We start from the raw sequence: 19,121 nt of genomic DNA on the forward strand, positions 1-19,121 counted from the left end.
TTCACTTTCCGAACGGATTGCTCCGGTGGTGCCCGAAACGACGAGGGGGCCCGTGCGCGTCGGCGCACGGGCCCCTCCTCGTACCCTCCGGCGGGCGGCGACGTCACCGCATCCGGGTGGCCCACTCCTGGACCTTCTTGATCCGCTCGCGCAGCTGACCCGCCGTCGCCTCCGCGCTCGGCGGTCCACCGCACACCCGGCGCAGCTCCGTGTGGATCACCCCGTGCGGCTTGCCGCTCTGGTGGACGTACGCGCCCACCATCGTGTTCAGCGACTTGCGCAGCTCCAGCAGCTCCTTGTGCGAAACCACGGGCCGCCGTTCGGCCGGCAGTTCCAGCAGGTCCGCCTCGGAGTCCGGCTTGCGCCGGCTGTGGGCGATCTGCCGCGACTGCCGCTTCTGGAGCAGCATCTGCACCTGGTCCGGCTCCAGCAGCCCGGGGATGCCCAGGTAGTCCTGCTCCTCCTCGCTGCCGGGATGCGCCTGCATCCCGAACTCGGCGCCGTCGTACAGCACCCGGTCGAAGACGGCGTCGGACTCCAGCGCCTCGAAGGACATCTGCTCCTCGTCGCCGGTGTCCTCGTCCTCCTGTTTGTTCGCCTCGTCCATTTCCTTCTCGGACTCGGCGTACGGGTCTTCCTCGCCCTGCTTCTTCGGCTTGTCGAGGACGTGGTCCCGCTCGACTTCCATCTCGTTGGCGAAACCGAGCAGATACGGAATGGTCGGAAGAAACACGGACGCGGTCTCGCCGCGCCTGCGCGAACGCACAAATCGCCCGACTGCCTGCGCAAAGAACAAAGGAGTCGAAATGGTGGTGGCATAAACGCCCACGGCGAGGCGTGGAACGTCGACGCCCTCGGACACCATGCGGACCGCGACCATCCAGCGGTCGTCGTTCGCACTGAATTCGTCGATGCGCTTCGACGCGCCCGTGTCGTCGGACAGGACGACGGTCGCCTTCGTCCCGGTGATCTCCCTGATCAGCTTCGCGTACGCGCGCGCGGAGTCCTGGTCGGAGGCGATGACCAGGCCGCCCGCGTCCGGGATGCCCTTGCGGACCTCCGTGAGGCGCTGGTCGGCGGCGCGCAGGACGTTCGGCATCCAGTCGCCGCGCGCGTCGAGCGCCGTGCGCCAGGCCTGCGAGATGGCGTCCTTGGTCATCGGCTCGCCGAGCCGGGCCGCGATCTCGTCGCCGGCCTTGGTGCGCCAGCGCATGTTGCCGCTGTAGGAAAGGAAGATCACGGGGCGGACGACGCCGTCGCCGAGCGCGTTCCCGTAGCCGTAGGTGTAGTCGGCGGACGACCGGCGGATCCCGTCGTTCCCCTCCTCGTACGTCACGAACGGGATCGGGTTGGTGTCGGAACGGAAGGGCGTACCGGTCAGCGCGAGCCGCCGGGTCGCCGGGTCGAAGGCCTCCAGGCAGGCCTCGCCCCAGGACTTCGAGTCGCCGGCGTGGTGGATCTCGTCGAGGATCACCAGGGTCTTGCGCTGTTCGCACCGGTTGCGGTGCAGCATCGGCTTGACGCCGACGCCCGCGTAGGTCACGGCGATGCCGTGGTAGTCCTTGCTCAGCGGGCCCGCCGAGTACTCCGGGTCCAGCCGGATGCCTATCCGGGCGGCGGCCTCGGCCCACTGCTTCTTCAGGTGTTCGGTCGGCGCGACCACGGTCACCTGCTGCACCACGTGGTGGTGCAGCAGCCAGGACGCGAGGGTCAGCGCGAAGGTGGTCTTGCCGGCCCCGGGGGTCGCGACCGCGAGGAAATCGCGCGGTTGGGTCTCCAGGTACCGGTTCAGCGCACCCTCTTGCCAGGCACGCAGCTTGCTGGCGGTACCCCACGGCGCGCGGCCGGGGAAGGCGGGTGAGAGGTGGTGGGAGGCGGTAGTAGTCACGGTCTCCGGTTCGTGCTCTCGGTGTATCTGGTACGGGCGGGAAGCGGTCGTACGTAGGACAACCGGGCCACCTTACCGGCACGGGCCCGCCCCTCGCGGAGGGACAGGCCCGTGACCTCGGCGGGTGCGGCGAGCATCACATCCGCCGGGGCGCGGGGGCCCGCCCCCGCGTCCCCCGGGGCCGCCCGGCTCACCGCCGGGCGGGCCGCGCCGCGGTCAACTCCCTTGGGATCCACGCCGTTCGGGGCGGGCCAGATCCGCCGGCGCGCTGGGCGGAAGGCCCTCCCCCGGCGCCGGCGAGGCGGGCCGAAGGGCCTCCCCCGCTGCTGCCGGGGCGCTGGGCCGACGGGCCCCCTCCGGCGCCGGCGCGCTGGGCCGACGGGCCTCTTCCGGCGCCGGGGTGGTGGGCCGAGGGGCCTCTTCCGGCGCCGGGGCCGCGGGCCGAGGGGCCTCTTCCGGCGCCGGGGCGGTGGGCCGAAGGGCCTCCCCCGCTGCTGCCGGGGCGGCGTGCAGTCGGGTCGCCACCCACGCCCCCACCAGCGCCACGCAGGCCATCGGCAGGAAGACCACCACGAACGCCCCAGGATGCGAGGACGCCCCGTCGGAGGTCACCGCGTGCGCGGCCCCCACCGTTCCGCCGCCGAGCGCGGCGAACGCCGCCCCGCCGGCCGCCAACAGCACCACGTTGGCCAGCGCGTCGGAGATCTGCAGCGCGGCGGAGTTCGCCCCGGCCTCCTTCGGCGCCGACAGCTCCAGCAGCAGCACGCTCGTCGAACCGATCACCAGCCCCATCCCCAGGCACCCGACGGCCCAGGCCACCGCCAGCGTCCACACCGGCACCCAGGTCAGCAGCACCGTCGGGGCGGCCGCGATGGCGAACGTCACCAGTACCATCCCGACGACCATCAGCCGTTCCCGGTACGGCGCCATCCGCCCCTTCGACTGGACCCAGGACCCGCCCGCCCAGGTGAGTCCGCCGAGCGCCAACGAGAACCCGGCCAGGGTCGGGCTCAGCCCCCGCTGGGTGACCAGCATCAGCGGCACGAAACTCTCCGCCGCGATGAACGAACCCGCCGCCACCCCCCGCAGCAGCACCACCGACGGCAGCCCGCGCCGAGCCAGGTACGTCCCGCGCGGCAGCAGCCCCCGCGCCGCCGGCACCAGCAGCGCCGCGCCCGCGACGGCCGGCACGACCGAAAGCCACCGCAGGTCCTGGGCGGCGTACTGGAGCAGCGCCGCGCCCGCCGAGATCCCGAGGGCGAGCCGAATCCGCCGCCGGTCGAAGGCCACCGGCTCCCCGCCGCCGACCGGACCGGACGCGGTCCGCCGGATCGCCGGAATCGCCACGGCCAGCGGTACGACGACCAGCGCGGGGATCGCGAGGAACACCCAGCGCCATCCGAGGTGCTCGGTCACCGTCCCGGCGGCCAGCGGGCCGACGATCGACGGAACCACCCAGCTCGCGGCGAAGGCGGCCATGATCGCGGGCCGCAGCCGCTCGTCGTACGCCCGGCTGACGACCACGTACAGCGCGACGATCACCAGCCCGCCGCCGAACCCCTGCACGGCCCGCCCGAGCAGGAACACCCACATCCCGGCGGCCGTCCCCGACAACACCAACCCGCCGGCGAACGCCCCGATCCCCAGGGCGAGGGGCCGCAGCGGCCCCTGCCGGTCCGCCCACTGGCCGGACAGGACCATGCCGAACAGGCTCGTCGTGAAGTAGGAGGAGAAGGCGAAGGCGTAGAGCCCGATCCCGTTCAGCTCCCGCGCGGCGACCGGCATGGCCGTGCCCACGGCGGTCGCCTCGAAGGCGATGAGGAAGACGACGGAGATGATGCCGATGCTGAGCGTCCGGTACGCGGCCCCGAGGATCCCGCCCGGAGGCTCGGGGGACTCGGTCGAGACCGGTGCGGCGGTCTCGGGGACACGGGGTTCCAGTGCGCTCATCGCCCCAGCGTAAGGTCCATACCCCTGCTTCGTCCCTGTCCATTCGACCGATCCCGACTCCGCCTCCGGGCCTAGGACTGTGAACGGGGCATGGCAGTCACATTGCGGCACCCGCGCCGCCCTTCCACGGCCGCACCGGGCCTCGTACGGTCGTACTCGTCACCACACAGCCGTGTGCCCGAGTGGTTGAGGGACTCGCCTGCAAAGCGAGTTACGCCGGTTCGATTCCGGTCACGGCTTCGAACGCGAAGGGCTGCCCGGGAAGCACGTTCCCGGGCAGCCCTTCGTCATGGGGCGCGACACCGCTCGCTTCCGGGTCAGGCGGCCGTGCTGCGCCGGACGAGCACGGTGGTGACGACCCCGCCGACGACCAGAACGCCCGTCAGTCCGAGTCCGATCCACCACACGGCCTCGCGGAGCGAGGTCCCCTCGTCCGCCGCGGACTCCGTCGAGGGCCCGCCGGCGTCCGCCCCCGTCGCCGCGGCCGTGGACACGAAGTCGGGCAGCGGGTAGACGTCGGCCGGCCCGGGGGCTCCGGGGGTGGGCATCGCGACCCGGGGGCGGATGACCCCGTACCCGACCCAGTCGTTGCGCACCGAACCGTCCACGGGAACGCCGGCCGTGTTGAGCAGGACCCGGAGCACCTGGTTGCCGGTCCAGTCGGGGTGGGCGGACCAGAGCAGCGCGGCCGAGGCGGAGGCGAGGGCGGTGGCCTCACCGGTCCCGTGGCTCGCGCAGTACCCGGCCTTGCCCGGGCAGGGCGCGAGGATGTCGACGCCGGGCGCCGCCATGTCGACCTGGGGCCCCGTCAGCGACTCCGCGCTCGGCTCACCACTCGGGCCGACCGCGGCCACCCCCACCACCCCGGGCGTGGCCGCCGGATAGCGCAGCTCGCCCGGCCTCTTGGCCGCGATGGCGGCGGGGGTCGTGCCGGTGGTCGCGCCCTCGCCCACGGCGGCGAAGACCAGCTTGCCCTTGGACAGCGCGTACGCCACCGCGTCGGCCCGCGCCGGGTCGGCCGTCGGCGTGGACATGGAGATGTTGACGACCTTGGCGTCCGAGTCGGCCGCGCGGCGGATCGCCGCCGCCCAGGACGACCCTCCCGGCACGTCCTCCCGCGGCACCCTGATCGGCAGGATCTTCGCCCCCGGAGCGAGCCCGGACAGCCCTTCGCCGCCGGCGGCCTTGCCCGTACCGGCGATGATCGCGGCCATGGACGTACCGTGACCGTCCCGGTCCGTACGCTCGTCACCCTCGACCGCGTCGGGCGCAAGATCCGCGCCGGGCAACACCTGCCCCTCCAACTCGGGCACGCGCCCCACACCGCTGTCGATGACGGCCACCGTGACGCCCTTGCCCGTGCCGACCTTCCAGAAGTCGGCCGCCTTCATCACGGTGAGGTGCCACTGCTGCTCGCGCACGGTCGCCGCCCCGGCCGGCGCCCCCGCGACCCCGACCACCAACAGACCGGGGAGCAGCGGCCACGCCCACGTCCCACGCAGGAACCGCCGGTACTTCCGCGCCTCTGCCGCCGACCCCGCCAGCCCCGTCAACGCCTCGCACGCCGAACGACGACCGCCGCGACCGCCCCGCCGATGAACACGCAGGCACCCAACCCCAACGCGAGCCACGGAAGCCCCCCGCCGGACTCCTCCGCCCCGGCCCGCGCAGCGGGCGCCGGCTCGGCCGACTCGGAGGCCTTGGCACCCGGCACCCCGGAAGGCGCCTTGGCCGCCCCGGCGGCGGCGAGATCCGGCAGCGGATACACATCGGCCGGCCCGGGATCCCCGGGCGTCGGCACCGCGATCCGGGGACGCACGACGCCGTAGCCGACGTAGTCGTTGCGCTCGACGCCGTCCTTTGGCTTCCCGGCGGTGTTCAGCAGGACCCGAAGCACCTGATTGTTGCTCCAGTCGGGGTGCGCGGACCAGAGCAGCGCGGCAGACGCGGCGGCCAGGGCAGTGGCATCGCTGGTGCCGTGATTCTTGCAGAGTCCCGTCTTGCCGCCGCAGGCCGTGACAATGTCGACGCCGGGCGCCGACAGGTCTACAAAGGCGTTGTGTTGCGATTCCTTTGTGGCGGCACCGTTAGGGTCCACAGCGCCAATACCCACCACACCGGGCGTCGCAGACGGGAACTCGGCTCGGTTGGTCGAATCTCCGTCATTACCGACCGACGCAAAGATCAATTTCCCTTTGGCCAAGGCGTACTTCACCGCCTCAATCCGCTCTGGATCATCTCGTTCCGCACCCAACGACATGCTGATGATTTTGGCCTCTGAGTCTGCTGCGTACCGAATCGCTGCGGTCCAGGTGGGTGCTGTCGAGTTGAACTCATGCGGCACGCGAATGGGAAGAATCTTGGCATCCGGCGCAAGGCCGAAGGCGCCATCACCGCTTGGATGTTTTCCGGAGGCTGCAATCAACGCAGCCATCGTCGTACCGTGCGTTTCCAGGTCGGTACGCTCATCACCGACGTTTGATGTCGCGAAGTCTTTTCCCGGGATGACCTGGCCTTCAAGCTCCGGGATGTCATCCACCCCACTGTCGATGACAGCGACCGTCACACCCTTTCCGGTGCTGATCTTCCAGATTTCATCCACTTTCATGGCATCGAGGTGCCACTGCTTCTCGCGAATGGTCTCCGCATGAGCCGGGGTCGCAGCGACCCCGGCCAACAGCAGGCCCACGAAGACCGAGGTCGCCTTACGCTTGCGCATCCCGTGCAACGTCCATTCCGCTCAGTCGATGACCGGCGGCACAACACGACGGTCGGCCTGCCAAGTCTCTTCGTCCTCGGCCAGGTAATCGGGGCGTTCGCCGCCCTGCCCGTCACGCCGCCTACTCGGGTTTCGGACGCCCGGGCCACCGTGGCCCATCGGGCCCACGCCCGGCGCGACACCCGAACCGTTGCGCACGAGGCCCGAGCCACCTTGCGTGAACGGCTGGCCTCCCGCAGTGGAGCGACCAGCCGAACCGGGCTGCCGTCCGCCGACGACTCCCCCAGTCTCGATGGCAAGCCGACGGCCTACCGGCGAACCGCCCGACGCGCCGTGGGGGCCGCCACCGCCGGCACCCATGCCGCCGCCCATCATTCCGCGTCCGGTCTGACCGGCCTCCCCGCCGATGACGGTGCCGCGCGGGATACCTGCCCCATGCCCACTCGACGGCACGGCTCGGCCTCCCATGATCCCGCTGTCACGCGGAGGCAGTCCGGCTGCGCCGCCCACCTTGGCGCCGGGAGCAGCAGTCCCGGGAAACAGTCCGGAGCCGCCGACAGGGCCCAGGCCCCGGCCGGGCTTCACCAGTCCGCCGACCGGCGAAATCGGTCCAATCGGCATGACAGGGCCGCCGCCCGGGCTCACCGGTGCCACAACGCTGGGCATTGCGGTGGTCGGCGGAAGCGTCTTGTCTGGGAGGGTTCCCACACTGTCGAGACCAACGTTCACATTGCGGTCTGGAATGCCCGGAAGCGTGATCGGCGCAGGATCCGTTGACGAGGGTGGGGTGGAGATCGGCTGTTGCTGGTGACCGGACCCACTTGGCAACGCCCCCGGGCGCACCGATTGAGTGACAGGCCCGGAAACGCTCCCATCCGATTCCGATCCAGGGCCGCCACGAGGGCGCTCCAAGTCGGTCCGACCATCGCGCCCCTGGGGCACGAATTCCCCTGGCGGCGGCGGAAACGTCGGCACCTCGGCGGCGTTCATCTGTAGCGTCGACTGGTCGTAAGCCTCCGCCAGCATCTTCAGATTGCCCACCGCGATCAGGCGATCCGACTCCAGCACGGCGTGCGCGTCCCTGGCGATTTGCGCGGAATCGGGGTCGTTGTGGAACTTACGCGCAGCCTCGAGGTTTTCGAGCGCCGTGGTGCTGACGTCAGGCGTCAGGCTCTTGGCCCCGAACATGACATGGGAGGCGTGGTCCATCCACTTGCTGCCCGCCTCGCTGTAGTCGGCCAGCCGCAGCGTCGCATTGCCCGCCGAGTTCACCCAGTTCTGGTAGGCGAGGGAGGCTTCGCCCTCCCACCCGGACACCTTGTGGTCCTTGAGGGCGTTGCCGATCTCCCGAATGGATGTGGCCGCCAACGCCAGCAGGCGGGCACGTGAGGAGACCAATGGCGGGTCCAGGGAGGCAATCATGTCCAGCAGCTGTGGGTGGGTGTAGGCCTCGAAGTCCGTCATCAGAGCTCACCCTCCGACGTGCTCTCGCTCCCAGTGGCCGCCGGGGCGTCCTTCTTCTGGTTCGCGAGCGGGTCCCGCTCCGGCACGTAGGCCTTCCTCGCCTGCTCCGCGATGGCTCTCATCCGGGCCTTCGTGTCCTCGTCAACGCCGCTGTAGCCCTTACCCGCCGTCCTGATCGCGATACCCAGACCCTCGATCTGATCCGCCAGGCCCTTCGACAGGGTCGTCAGCTGCGTAAGTACGGTGTTGTACGACTTGAAGAGGAGATCGGCCTCCGCGAAGCCCTTGCCCAGCGCCCCTGCGGGGAGAGTCTTGGACTCCAGCCGGCCTGCGTCCGCCGAGGAGCCGCTGAGCTTCTCCAGCTGGGTGTCCACCAACTTCTTGAACTCACTCAGCGTCGCGTACTCGATCTCCAGTGCTTCCACGGGCCGCATCAGCGCGCCACCGCACGCGCGGTACTCGCCATGCGCGCCACCGCGCCGGCAGCTCTTGGAACCCGTCCGTCCTTTGCCACGTTGGCCTCCCCGGCTCCCCGTCATCCCCGTAGGCGGGTGCGAACACTGCCGCGCCCCGTCCCGTTCGCACGCATTCGCACGCGCGCGTGCGCACTCTCACCGATCACTCTAGCGACCGGTGCCGACAGCCCCAACCCTGGGGTTGCACGTGCAATGAGCTTCACACGGTCAGGAGTTGGGCGCCGCCACCGCCGCGGAGGGGCGGATCGGGAGCCTGTTGACCGGGCGTCCGGTGGCGGAGCGGACCGCCGAGGCCACGGCCGCCGGGGTCGTCACCACGGGGACGGCGCTCGCCGCCTTGGCCCCGAACGGGGCCACCACGTCGCGCTCCTCGACCAGTTTGACGATGCGGACCGCCGGCGCGTCCAGCGAGGTGGGCAGGGCGTAGCCGGTGAGGTCGGGGTGGCGGATGACCCCCGCGACCGAGCGGAGGTTCTCCGTGAGGGCCGCGCCCACGCCCTGGGTGACGCCCGCTTCGATACGGGCTTCGAGCTGGCGGGGGTTGAGGACCCGCCCGACGTCCTGGGCGACCGCGAGTTCGACGACGCGTACGGATCCCAGCTCGATGTCCACGTCCACCACCGCCCGGATCGCGCAGAACGCGAGCCCGACGAAGGCGTCGCCCTGGCCATCGGCGTCCAGGGGTTCGGTGGGGTGGGGCCGACACTGGGCGGTGGCCCAGAGTTCCTTGCCCTCTATCGCCTCGGCGACGGTCGTGGAGAACGCGCCGTCGTACGACGTGATCCGGCCGTCCGTGATCTGGAGCAGCTCGGTGGACATGCCCAGCTTGTGGGCCATCGGTTGGAGGAGCTGCGTACGGACCATCTTCGCCGCGCGTTCGACGGCCCCGCCCGACACCCACGTGTGGCGCCCGTGCGCGGCCGGCCCGGCGGGCGGCTGGTCGGTGTCGACGGGGGCCGTCACGACCTCGTCGACGCCCAGGACCTCCTGGACGATCTGCCGGGCGAGCGTGGCGAAGCCCTGGCCGGTGTCGACGGCCGCGCAGATGACGGTGGCCGCGCCGTCCACGACCTTCACGGTGGCGGTGGAGACCTCGTCGGTTCCCTCCGCGCCGAGCATGTGGACCATGCCCACGCCGTACCCGACGCCGCGCCGCACCGCTCCCGGTTCGCCCGCGCCCTCCGGGCCGCCGGGCAGCAGCCATTCGTCCTCGGGGGTGTCCTTCGGGAGTGACGGCAGCGGGTAGTCGCGTACCGCGCGCAGGAGTTCGGCGACCGGCGCGGGGCAGGTCACCGTCTGGCCGGTGGGCAGGAGGTCGCCGGTGGCCAGGACGTTGCGCATGCGCAGCTCGGCGCCGTCGAGGCCGAGGGCGGCGGCGAGCTTGTCCATCTGGCCTTCGTAGGCGGCGCACACCTGCATGGCGCCCTCGCCGCGCACGTGGCCCGAGGGCGGGTTGTTGGTGCGGACCGCCCAGCCTTCGACGAAGGCGTGCGGGACGACGTACGGGCCGCACGCGAAGGCCACGGCGGCGGCCAGCGATTCCGAGGACGAGTCGGCGTACGCGCCGGCGTCCATCAGGATCTGTGCCTCGACCTTGACGAGCCGGCCCTCCGCGTCCGCGTGGTGGCGGTAGCGCAGGAGCGTGGGGTGGCGGTGGGCGTGGCCGAGGAAGGACTCCTCGCGGGTGGCGGCCAGCTTGACGGGGCAGCCGGTGCGCAGGGCCAGCAGGCCGAGCGGCAGTTGGAAGGCGGGGTCCTCGCGGTCGGCGGTCGCGCCGGGGACGCCGGTGACGACGATCCGTACCCGGTCGGGATCCAGTCCGAAGCAGGCGGCGGCCAGGTCGCGGTCGGTGTGCGGGTCGGTGGAGGCGGTGTAGATCTCCACGCCGCCGTCGGGGCGCGGTACGGCCAGTCCGGCCTCGGCGCCGATGGGCGCCGGGTCCTGGCGGCCGATGCGGTACAGGCCCTCGACGACGACCTCGCCGGTCGCCTCCGGGTCGCCGTAGCGCAGCGGGATGTGCCGGATCAGGTTGCCGTCGGGGTGCAGGGCCGGAGCCCCGAACGCCTGCTCGGGGTCGGTGACCGCGTCGAGCGGCTCGTACTCGACGGCGATGGCGGCGGCCGCGAGGCGGGCGGTGTCGGGGTGGTCGGCGGCCACGGCGGCGATGGGTTCGCCGTGGTGGCGGACGATGTCGTGGGCGAAGACGGGCCGGTCGGCGATGCGGCGGCCGTGGGTGGTGGCGCCGGGGACGTCGGCGTGGGTGACGACGGCGCGCACGCCCGGCATGGCGGCGGCGGCCGTGGTGTCGACGGAGAGGATGCGGGCGTGGGCGTGCGGGGAGCGCAGCACGGCGGCCCACAGCAGACCTTCGGCCCACAGGTCGGCGGCGTAGGGGAACGTGCCCCCGGTCTTGGCCCGGGCGTCCGCGGACGGGACGGAGGCTCCGATTCCGCGCAGCGGTTCCTGCCCCTCCTCCCCGCCGGGGCCCGGGGTCGTCGTCACGGTGGCCGTGCTCGTCGCGCCGGCCGCGTCCTGCCCGCTCACGCCGTGCCTCCGTTGGGGTGGATGCCGCCCTCGCCGGGCGGGGCCTGGTGCGGGACGCGCGGCTCGGTGGCGGAACCGGTGCCGGCGCCGGAGCCCGGGCCGGTGCCCGGGCCGGATTCGCCGCCGGCGGTCGCCTCGCGCTCGGACACGACCTCGCGGACGGCCTCGATGACGCCCTTGTAGCCGGAGCAGCGGCAGAGGTTGCCGCAGAGCGCCTGGCGCGTCTCCAGCTCGCTCGGCGCGTGATTGCCTTCCAGCAGGTCATGGATGGTCATGGCCATACCGGGGATGCAGAACCCGCACTGCACCCCGCCCGACCTGCACAACGCTTCCTGTACGTCGGAGAGTTCCCCGTCCGTGGCGAGACCCTCGACCGTGCGGACCTCGCTGGACGCGGCCGTCGCGGCGGGCACCAGGCAGGAGGCGACGAGCCGGCCGTCCACCTGCACGGCGCATGCCCCGCACTCGCCCTGCGAGCACCCGTCCTTGGCGCCGGCGAGACCGAGTCGCTCACGCAGCACGTACAGCAGCGACTCGCCGATCCAGGCACCGGTGACGGGACGGTCGGCCCCGTTGACGCGCAGGACGTAGGAGGCCAGCGGATGCTCGTGATGGGCGACGGCCCCCGCGGTGTCTTCTTCGTACGTCGTCTCCCCGAGCGGGACACCGGCGGGGTCGCCCGCGTCCGGGAGCGCGTCGGCACTGTCCGCGGCCCCCTCGACCGGCACGGCCGGCGCGGGGGCTTCGGCGGGGCCGTCGGCGGGCTCCTGCTCGGGTTCGACGAACACGAGCCCGTGCCCGTCGGTGGCCTCCGGCCCGGCCGGGGCGTCCACGCGCCCCTCCCCGGACCCGGGCTCCGGCTCGACCACGTCGAACCCGCGCCCGTCCGTACCGAACCCGTCCCGGTCCACGGCGAAGCCGCGCCCGTCCGTACCGAACCCGTCCCCGTCCACGGCGAACCCGCGCCCGTCGGTGGCGAAGCGGTTCCCGTCCGACTCGAAGCCGCTCCGGCCCGCCTCGAACCCGCGCCCGTCCGTGCCGAACCCGTCCCCGTCCGTGGCGAACCCGCGCCCGTCCGTGGGTTCCGGAGCGCCGGCGTGGCGGTCCGGTCGTGTGAAGCCGTGCCCGTCGCCCGGGCCCGCCTCCGTGCCCGCCGGGCGCGGGCGTTCGCCCTCGACCGGGGTCCGCGCCGGGCCGTGGGCGGCGTCGATGTCCGGGGCCGGGTGCATCACCGGCTCCGGGTCGGGGAGCGGGGTGCCCACGCCGGGGCCGCCCAGCACCCTGGGGCCGCGCCCGGGAGCGCCGACCGGGCCGGCGCCGTGCCGCGCGGCGTCCCCGTCGTCACCGGGGAACGCGCCCGGGAGCACGCCCGAGCTCAGCGAGGTGTCGTACACGGGCGTCGCCCAGGGGGCGGCCGCGCCGCCCGGCAGGGTCGCCGGGGCCTGGCTCCAGTCGGCGGAGGACGCGCCGCCGGGCAGCGACCACTGGCCGGTGTCCCGGCCGTCGCCGGACTGTGTCGCGTCGGGGAACCGCCACTCGGCGGTGTCGCCGGATTCGGGGTGCACGGGCGTCTCGGCGGGATCCGTCGGCGCCTGGTCCTGGCCGGTCGCGCCGAAGACGGCGGCCACGGACGCGGGCAGCGGGATGGAGGCCGGGATCGGCCCCCGCGCCGGCGCCTGACCGGCCGCGGAACCCGGCGCGGAACCGTCCTGGACCGCCGCGGCCGTGCCCGCCTCGGGCCACTGGACCGGCATCGTCCAGGTCCCGGTGGCCGAGGGGTCGGCGGAGCCGGAGCCCAACGGCACGATCATCGGCGGCGGCACGTACCCGTGGCCGGGGGCCGCCAGCGGCTCCCGGTTGTCGAGCGCGTCCAGCATCTCCTGCGGCAGTTTCACGAAGGCCGTGGCGTCGGAGTCCATTTCGCCGCCGTGCGGCACCGGCTCCCAGCCCCAGCCGGCGTTCGCGTGCCCGGTGCCCCCGGTCGTTCCGCTCACGTTCTCGTTCTCACTCATGTGCTCAGTGCCCTCCCCAGGGCCCTCCGTGCCAGCACGGCCACCGTCCGCCGCAGGTGCAGCACGCCGGCAGCCACCGGTTCTCCCTGGTCGGGCACGCAGGCCGCGGCGACGTACTCGCCGAAGGCCTCCAGCGCCTCGGGGGCCAGGCTGCGGTCCCCGTCCCAGTCGATCAACGAGGCCACCCACTGTTCGGCCTCCAGCGGCCGCAGGGGCATCGGGGCGACCGCGCCGACGGCGCAGCGCACCCCGCGGCGCGCGGGGTCCAGCACGAGCCCCACGGACGCGACCGCGCGCCCGGGGCCCGTACGTCCCGTGGCCTTCAGGAACACCTGCGGCGCGTGCAGCAGGGGAACCCGTACGAATCCGATCAGTTCGCCCGGGCGGAGCATCTCGCGTCCGGCCAGCAGGTGGGAGACCGGGATCTCCCGCCGGGACACCCCGGAGTCGCCGAGCGCGGGCGGGCCGACGATGACGAGCACCGCTTCCAGCGCCGCCAGGACGGGCAGGGCGTCGCCGGTGGGGGCGGCCGTGGCGATGTTGCCGCCGAGGGTGCCCGCGTTGCGGATCTGCGGCGGTCCGGCGGCCCGGGCGGCGGCGGCCAGCGCGGGGATCAGGGCGGCGAAGTCGGGCCTGCCCATCCGGGCGTGGGTGAGGCCGGCGCCGAGCAGGGCGTGGCCGTCCTGGTACTGCCAGCCGCGGATCTCGTTGATCCGGCCGAGGCCGACCAGCGCGGCGGGCCGCAGCAGTCCGGCGTTGACGGCCGCCATCAGGTCGGTGCCGCCGGCGACGGGCACGGCCGCGGGCATGGCGGTGAGTGCCGCCACGGCCTCGTCGAGCGAGGTCGGCAGCGTCACGGACTGCGCCGCCCGGGGGTCCTGATGCCGCCGAGGCCCCGTGGGTGAATGCGATGCGTGCGGTGCGTGCGTGGTCAACCCGGCTGCCCCTTCCCGATGTCCCGGTCCCGGCGCTCACGCCTGTCCGCCGTACGGTACGTCCTCACCGCCGGGACGTGGCAACTCTGGCACATCTTCCGCACCGCCCGGCGCGAGGGTCGGCCGGACGCGCGCGGCCCGGGTCCGGCCCGCCCGCACCGCACGCTTTTGCCCGTATCGACCTAAATCGGGAAAGAGTTCCAAAGGACTTCAAACGATGCACCGGTTGCCTGAGTCACACGATCGGGGGCTCGCCCTCGATCGGGCGTCCGAGCACCCCGGGGCGCCGGTGCCGGGGCAACGGGCCGCCCGGCGGCCGGTAGTCGACCCCGAGGGCGTCCAGCCGCGCGTAGTGCGTCGCCATGCGCGCCTCGAACCCCGCCCAGTCCCGTTCCGCGGGCTCCGGCAGGTGTGACCAGACCACTTCGGCGAAGGCGGCCAGGCGCGGGAACACCTGGTAGTCGACCCGACTCTGGTTCTCCATCACCTCGGTCCACACGTTGGCCTGCGCGCCCAGCACGTGGGCGGCCGCCTCCGGCGACAACTTCGGCGGCACCGGCTCGAACCGGTACACGTCGGCGAGCGAGCGGACGTACCCGATCGGCATCGGCTCGTCCTCGCCCGGCGCCTGACGGTGGTCCAGGTACACCTGCTGCTCGGGGCACATCACCACGTCGTGGCCGGCCTCGGCGGCGGCGACGCCGCCCGCGTACCCGCGCCAGGAGGACACCGCCGCGCCCGGCGCCAGTCCGCCCTCCAGGATCTCGTCCCAGCCGATCAGCCGTCGGCCGCGTTCGGCGAGCCAGCCGTCGAAGTGCCGGATGAACCAGGCCTGGAGGCCGTCCTCCCCGTCCACGCCCAGTTCGCGGATCCGGGCCCGCGCGGTCGGGGAGGCGCGCCACTGCGCCTTGGGGCACTCGTCGCCGCCCACGTGCACGAAGGGCGAGACCTCCGCCGGGAAGAGTTCCAGCAGCTCCTCGAAGACGCCCTCGTAGAACCGCAGTACGGCCTCGGTGGGCGCCAGCACGTTCTCGCAGACCCCCCAGTCGTCCCAGACCCCGAGGGCCGCGGTGTCCACGACGTCGGTGTTGCCCAGTTCGGGGTACGCGGCGATGGCGGCCTGCGAATGGCCCGGCAGGTCGATCTCGGGGACGACCCGCACGTGCCGTTCCGCGGCGTACGCGACGATCTCGCGGATGTCGTCCCGGGTGTAGAAGCCGCCGTGCGGGGTCTCGTTCCACAGCGGCGACGCCCGGTGCCCCCAGCGGCTGCGCGGCCGCCACGCGCCCACCTCGGTGAGCCGGGGGTACCGCTCGATCTCGACGCGCCAGCCCTGGTCGTCCGTCAGGTGCAGGTGCAGCACGTTCAGCTTGTGCGCGGCGAGCAGGTCGATGTAGCGCAGCACCCCGTCCTTGGGCATGAAGTGCCGGGCGACGTCGAGCATCAGGCCGCGCCAGCCGAAGCGGGGGCCGTCGGCGATGTCGCCGACCGGCAGCCGCCAGACGCGGCCGGGCGCCGCGGGCGCCCGCCGGTGGACGTCGGGTCCGAGCAACTGCCGCAGTGTCTGCACCGCCCAGTACAGGCCCGCCGGGTCACCGCCTTCGAGGAGGATCCGGTCGCGGGTGACGTGCACCTCGTAGGACTCGGCGCCGGCGCGCGCGATGTCGGGGCGCAGCGCGAGCTCGATGACCGTGCGGCCGGCGTCCGCCGGCCCCGCGACGGATGCGGGAAGCTCCCAGCCGGTGGCGGCCGCGAGTTCGGCGCGCAGGCGACGGGCGGCACCCTCCGTGCCGGGGGGCGCCACGAGCACCGGGTCGGTCGGCTCGCACACGTCGTCGGTCGGGAAGCGCGCGTACCGCGGCTCCGGAATCAGGTCGGGCATGGGCGGGCCTCCACGGACATGCCGTTGCGTCATGCGCAACGCGCGTTTCACATGTCGCTTACCCGGCCGACCCTAACGCGCGCCCCGGGCGCGCAAAAGGTCCCCGGGCGCACATCGGCACCTCGGGGACCTCGGTCCTGCGTGGTTCGGGACGAACGGCTCGGACTACTTGTCCTTGCCGCCCTTGTCCTTGTCGCCGCCGGCGCCCATGGATTCGTAGATCTCCTTGCACATGGGGCAGACGGGGTACTTCTTCGGGTCCCGTCCCGGGACCCAGACCTTGCCGCAGAGGGCGACGACGGGGGTACCGCCGAGCGCGCTCTCCATGATCTTGTCCTTCTGGACGTAGTGGGCGAAGCGCTCGTGGTCGCCGTCGCCGTGGGACACCTGCGGCGTCGGCTCTACGAGGGTCCCCGTACCAGTCCCGCGCTCGGGCTCAAGAGTGCTCATGAAAGCCAGGGTACCGACCCCTGCCCGGCTCAGTTGAGCGACGGGTCGTCCGGATAGGTGGCGATCATCGCCAGCTCGCTGCGCTGGCGGCGGAGCACGGCCCTCCACAGCCGTTCGGGATCCGGGAAGGAGATGTCGCCCGGCTCGGAGTCCACGACGTACCAGGCCCCGCCGCCGAGCTCGTCCTCCAATTGGCCGGGGCCCCATCCGGAGTAACCGGCGAAGATGCGCAGGCCGCCGAGCGCGGCGGCCAGCAGCTCCGGCGGCGCCTCCAGGTCGACCAGTCCGATCGCCCCGTGCACCCGGCGCCACCCCAGGGGGCCCTCCTCGCCGGGGATCACCGCGATGCCGAGGGCGGAGTCCAGGCCCACCGGCCCTCCCTGGAAGACCACTCCGGGCGCGCCGGCCAGCGGCGCCCAGGGCATCAGGATGTCGACGACGCCCACCGGCGTGGGCCGGTTGAGGACGACGCCGAGCGAACCCTGCTCGTCGTGGTCGAGCAGCAGCACCACCGCGCGGTCGAAATTCGGGTCCGCGAGGGCGGGGGTGGCCACGAGCAACCGCCCTGTGAGGGAGGACACCTCGGTCATGCCGACATGATCTCGCACAATCGCCCTCCGGGGGGAGCGGGCGGCGCCATCGGATCACGCGCAGCTCAGGGCGCACGGCGGCAGAGAGGAGCGCGCCGCGTCAAAGCGCCCGGAACGCGACACTCCGCCACGATGCGGCAACAGAGTGTGTTGTGCCGAATTCATGACAGTCCTACGGCCGCGTCAGCCATACAAACAAGGGGGTGGCGACCCTTACCCTTTTCACTGGCCCCCCGCCCACCCCACTCCGGAACGCGAGATCCATGACCGGCACTGACGATGTCCTGCTTGTCCACGGCGGTACCCCGCTCGAGGGCGAGATCCGTGTCCGCGGCGCGAAGAACCTCGTGCCGAAGGCCATGGTGGCCGCTCTGCTCGGCAGCACCCCCAGCCGGCTGCGCAATGTTCCCGACATCCGTGACGTCCGGGTCGTGCGCGGTCTGCTCCAGCTCCACGGGGTGACCGTCCGCCCCGGCGAGGAGCCGGGCGAACTGGTCCTCGACCCCACGTACGTCGAGAGCGCGAACGTCGCCGACATCGACGCCCACGCGGGGTCCTCCCGGATCCCGATCCTGTTCTGCGGCCCGCTGCTGCACCGCCTCGGCCACGCCTTCATCCCCGGTCTCGGCGGATGCGACATCGGCGGTCGCCCGATCGACTTCCACTTCGACGTGCTCCGCCAGTTCGGCGCGACGATCGAGAAGCGCGAGGGCGGCCAGTACCTGGAGGCCCCGCAGCGTCTGCGCGGCTGCAAGATCCGGCTGCCGTACCCGTCCGTCGGTTCGACCGAACAGGTGCTGCTGACGGCCGTCCTCGCCGAGGGCGTCACCGAACTGAGCAACGCGGCCGTCGAGCCCGAGATCGAAGACCTCATCTGCGTCCTGCAGAAGATGGGCGCGATCATCTCCGTCGACACCGACCGGACCATCCGGATCACCGGTGTGGACGAGCTCACCGGCTACAACCACAAGGCGCTCCCGGACCGCCTGGAGGCCGCCTCGTGGGCTTCCGCGGCCCTGGCGACCCGCGGCAACATCTACGTCCGCGGAGCGCAGCAGCGCTCGATGATGACCTTCCTGAACACCTTCCGGCGGGTCGGCGGTGCCTTCGAGATCGACGACGAGGGCATCCGCTTCTGGCACCCGGGCGGCCCGCTGAAGGCCATCGCGCTGGAGACGGACGTCCACCCCGGCTTCCAGACCGACTGGCAGCAGCCCCTGGTCGTGGCCCTGACGCAGGCCTCGGGCCTGTCGATCGTCCACGAGACGGTCTACGAGTCCCGGCTCGGCTTCACCTCGGCGCTGAACCAGATGGGTGCTCACATCCAGCTGTACCGCGAGTGCCTGGGCGGTTCGGCGTGCCGTTTCGGCCAGCGCAACTTCCTGCACTCGGCGGTCGTCTCCGGCCCCACCAAGCTGCAGGGCGCCGACCTGGTCATCCCCGACCTGCGCGGTGGGTTCTCGTACCTGATCGCGGCGCTGGCCGCCGAGGGCACCTCGCGCGTCCACGGCATCGACCTGATCAACCGCGGCTACGAGAACTTCATGGAGAAGCTCATGGAGCTGGGTGCCAAGGTCGAGCTCCCCAACGGCGACCTGGTCTGACAGCACCGCCCCGGGGCCCCTCAGGGGGCCCTGGACAGGCCGAAGGGCGGCCACCCCGGTGGGGTGGCCGCCCTTCGGCTTTTGTGTGCGTACTACTGCCGTCCCGAGGGCCGTGCGGCCCTCGACACAAGGGCGGTACTACTTGCCCTTGGCGGCTTCCTTGAGCTTGGAGCCCGCGGAGACCTTCACGCTGTAGCCGGCCGGGATCTGGATGGGGTCGCCGGTCTGCGGGTTGCGCGCGGTGCGAGCGGCACGGTGGGTGCGCTCGAAGGTCAGGAAGCCGGGGATGGTGACCTTCTCGTCGCCCTTGGCGACGATCTCGCCGACGGTCTCGGCGAGCGCGGCCAGAACGGCGTCGGCGTCCTTGCGGGTCACCTCGGCGCGCTCGGACAGAGCGGCCACCAGCTCACTGCGGTTCATGTTGTACTCCCGTGTTCAACTTGCCTTAGAGGCGTGAGATCGAAGCCGATGCTGCCAGGGCCCTAGGACAGTCCCCGGACCCGGGTCTGAACGTCAGACCCTCTCGCCCGGTTACGCATCCTGCCCCCACCAGCGGCGGGAAAGCCAATCCGGCACCCGCCGGGGTCACACGAAAAGCGCCACTGTC

At 72.5% G+C, this 19,121-nt stretch carries 13 protein-coding genes, 1 tRNA gene and 1 pseudogene; 2 read left to right on the plus strand and 13 right to left on the minus strand.

Features of this window, described 5'->3' with window-relative positions; translation table 11 throughout:
• Positions 1-103 precede the first annotated feature (103 nt).
• Both ACIRO3_RS32460 and ACIRO3_RS32465 read right to left on the minus strand, forming a co-directional pair.
• The gene (locus ACIRO3_RS32460) at positions 104-1,888 is read right to left on the minus strand and encodes a DEAD/DEAH box helicase (RefSeq protein ID WP_361771707.1); all 1,785 of its coding nucleotides are present in this window, start codon (positions 1,886-1,888) and stop codon (positions 104-106) included.
• 504 nt (positions 1,889-2,392) lie between these two features.
• Positions 2,393-3,838 (minus strand): annotated as a pseudogene (locus ACIRO3_RS32465) (MFS transporter); the annotation flags it as partial.
• A 168-nt stretch (positions 3,839-4,006) separates the two neighbouring features.
• Here ACIRO3_RS32465 and ACIRO3_RS32470 point away from each other — a divergent pair.
• Positions 4,007-4,078 (plus strand) — tRNA-Cys (locus tag ACIRO3_RS32470).
• Between the two features lie 77 nt (positions 4,079-4,155).
• Here ACIRO3_RS32470 and ACIRO3_RS32475 read toward each other — a convergent pair.
• The 10 genes from ACIRO3_RS32475 to ACIRO3_RS32520 form a co-directional block, all read right to left on the minus strand.
• Entirely contained in the window at positions 4,156-5,259 is a 1,104-nt protein-coding gene (locus ACIRO3_RS32475; protein WP_404142820.1) for a S8 family serine peptidase, read from the minus strand.
• A 128-nt stretch (positions 5,260-5,387) separates the two neighbouring features.
• On the minus strand, positions 5,388-6,557 hold the full coding sequence (gene mycP, locus ACIRO3_RS32480; RefSeq protein ID WP_404142823.1) for a type VII secretion-associated serine protease mycosin: 1,170 nt from the start codon (positions 6,555-6,557) through the stop codon (positions 5,388-5,390).
• 21 nt (positions 6,558-6,578) lie between these two features.
• Positions 6,579-8,021: a hypothetical protein gene (locus ACIRO3_RS32485; RefSeq protein ID WP_404142825.1), complete on the minus strand. Its 1,443-nt coding sequence runs from the start codon at positions 8,019-8,021 to the stop codon at positions 6,579-6,581.
• Positions 8,021-8,455 (minus strand): hypothetical protein, encoded by a 435-nt coding sequence (locus ACIRO3_RS32490; protein WP_404142828.1) that lies wholly within the window; start codon positions 8,453-8,455, stop codon positions 8,021-8,023. The genes ACIRO3_RS32485 and ACIRO3_RS32490 overlap by 1 nt, the downstream gene beginning before the upstream one ends.
• Positions 8,456-8,704: 249 nt before the next feature.
• On the minus strand, positions 8,705-11,041 hold the full coding sequence (locus tag ACIRO3_RS32495; RefSeq protein WP_404142830.1) for a xanthine dehydrogenase family protein molybdopterin-binding subunit: 2,337 nt from the start codon (positions 11,039-11,041) through the stop codon (positions 8,705-8,707).
• Entirely contained in the window at positions 11,038-13,053 is a 2,016-nt protein-coding gene (locus tag ACIRO3_RS32500) for a 2Fe-2S iron-sulfur cluster-binding protein (RefSeq protein ID WP_404142833.1), read from the minus strand. The genes ACIRO3_RS32495 and ACIRO3_RS32500 overlap by 4 nt, the downstream gene beginning before the upstream one ends.
• Positions 13,050-13,988: an FAD binding domain-containing protein gene (locus ACIRO3_RS32505; RefSeq protein WP_404142836.1), complete on the minus strand. Its 939-nt coding sequence runs from the start codon at positions 13,986-13,988 to the stop codon at positions 13,050-13,052. Before ACIRO3_RS32505 ends, ACIRO3_RS32500 begins: the two co-directional genes overlap by 4 nt.
• Before the next feature lie 235 nt (positions 13,989-14,223).
• Entirely contained in the window at positions 14,224-15,870 is a 1,647-nt protein-coding gene (locus tag ACIRO3_RS32510) for a beta-N-acetylhexosaminidase (RefSeq protein ID WP_404142839.1), read from the minus strand.
• A 165-nt stretch (positions 15,871-16,035) separates the two neighbouring features.
• Positions 16,036-16,320: a DUF3039 domain-containing protein gene (locus ACIRO3_RS32515; protein ID WP_053679372.1), complete on the minus strand. Its 285-nt coding sequence runs from the start codon at positions 16,318-16,320 to the stop codon at positions 16,036-16,038.
• A 29-nt stretch (positions 16,321-16,349) separates the two neighbouring features.
• Positions 16,350-16,910: a YqgE/AlgH family protein gene (locus tag ACIRO3_RS32520; protein ID WP_267802598.1), complete on the minus strand. Its 561-nt coding sequence runs from the start codon at positions 16,908-16,910 to the stop codon at positions 16,350-16,352.
• Positions 16,911-17,173: 263 nt separating this feature from the next.
• Between ACIRO3_RS32520 and murA the strand changes: the two genes are divergently transcribed.
• The gene (gene murA / locus ACIRO3_RS32525) at positions 17,174-18,514 is read left to right on the plus strand and encodes a UDP-N-acetylglucosamine 1-carboxyvinyltransferase (RefSeq protein WP_053679376.1); all 1,341 of its coding nucleotides are present in this window, start codon (positions 17,174-17,176) and stop codon (positions 18,512-18,514) included.
• A gap of 138 nt (positions 18,515-18,652) precedes the next feature.
• On the opposite strand, the gene ACIRO3_RS32530 is transcribed toward murA, so the two are convergent.
• The gene (locus ACIRO3_RS32530) at positions 18,653-18,934 is read right to left on the minus strand and encodes an HU family DNA-binding protein (RefSeq protein WP_007264399.1); all 282 of its coding nucleotides are present in this window, start codon (positions 18,932-18,934) and stop codon (positions 18,653-18,655) included.
• Between the last annotated feature and the right edge of the window lie 187 nt (positions 18,935-19,121).

It is taken from the genome of Streptomyces sp. NPDC102278, assembly GCF_044766345.1.
Classification (GTDB): Bacteria; Actinomycetota; Actinomycetes; order Streptomycetales; family Streptomycetaceae; genus Streptomyces.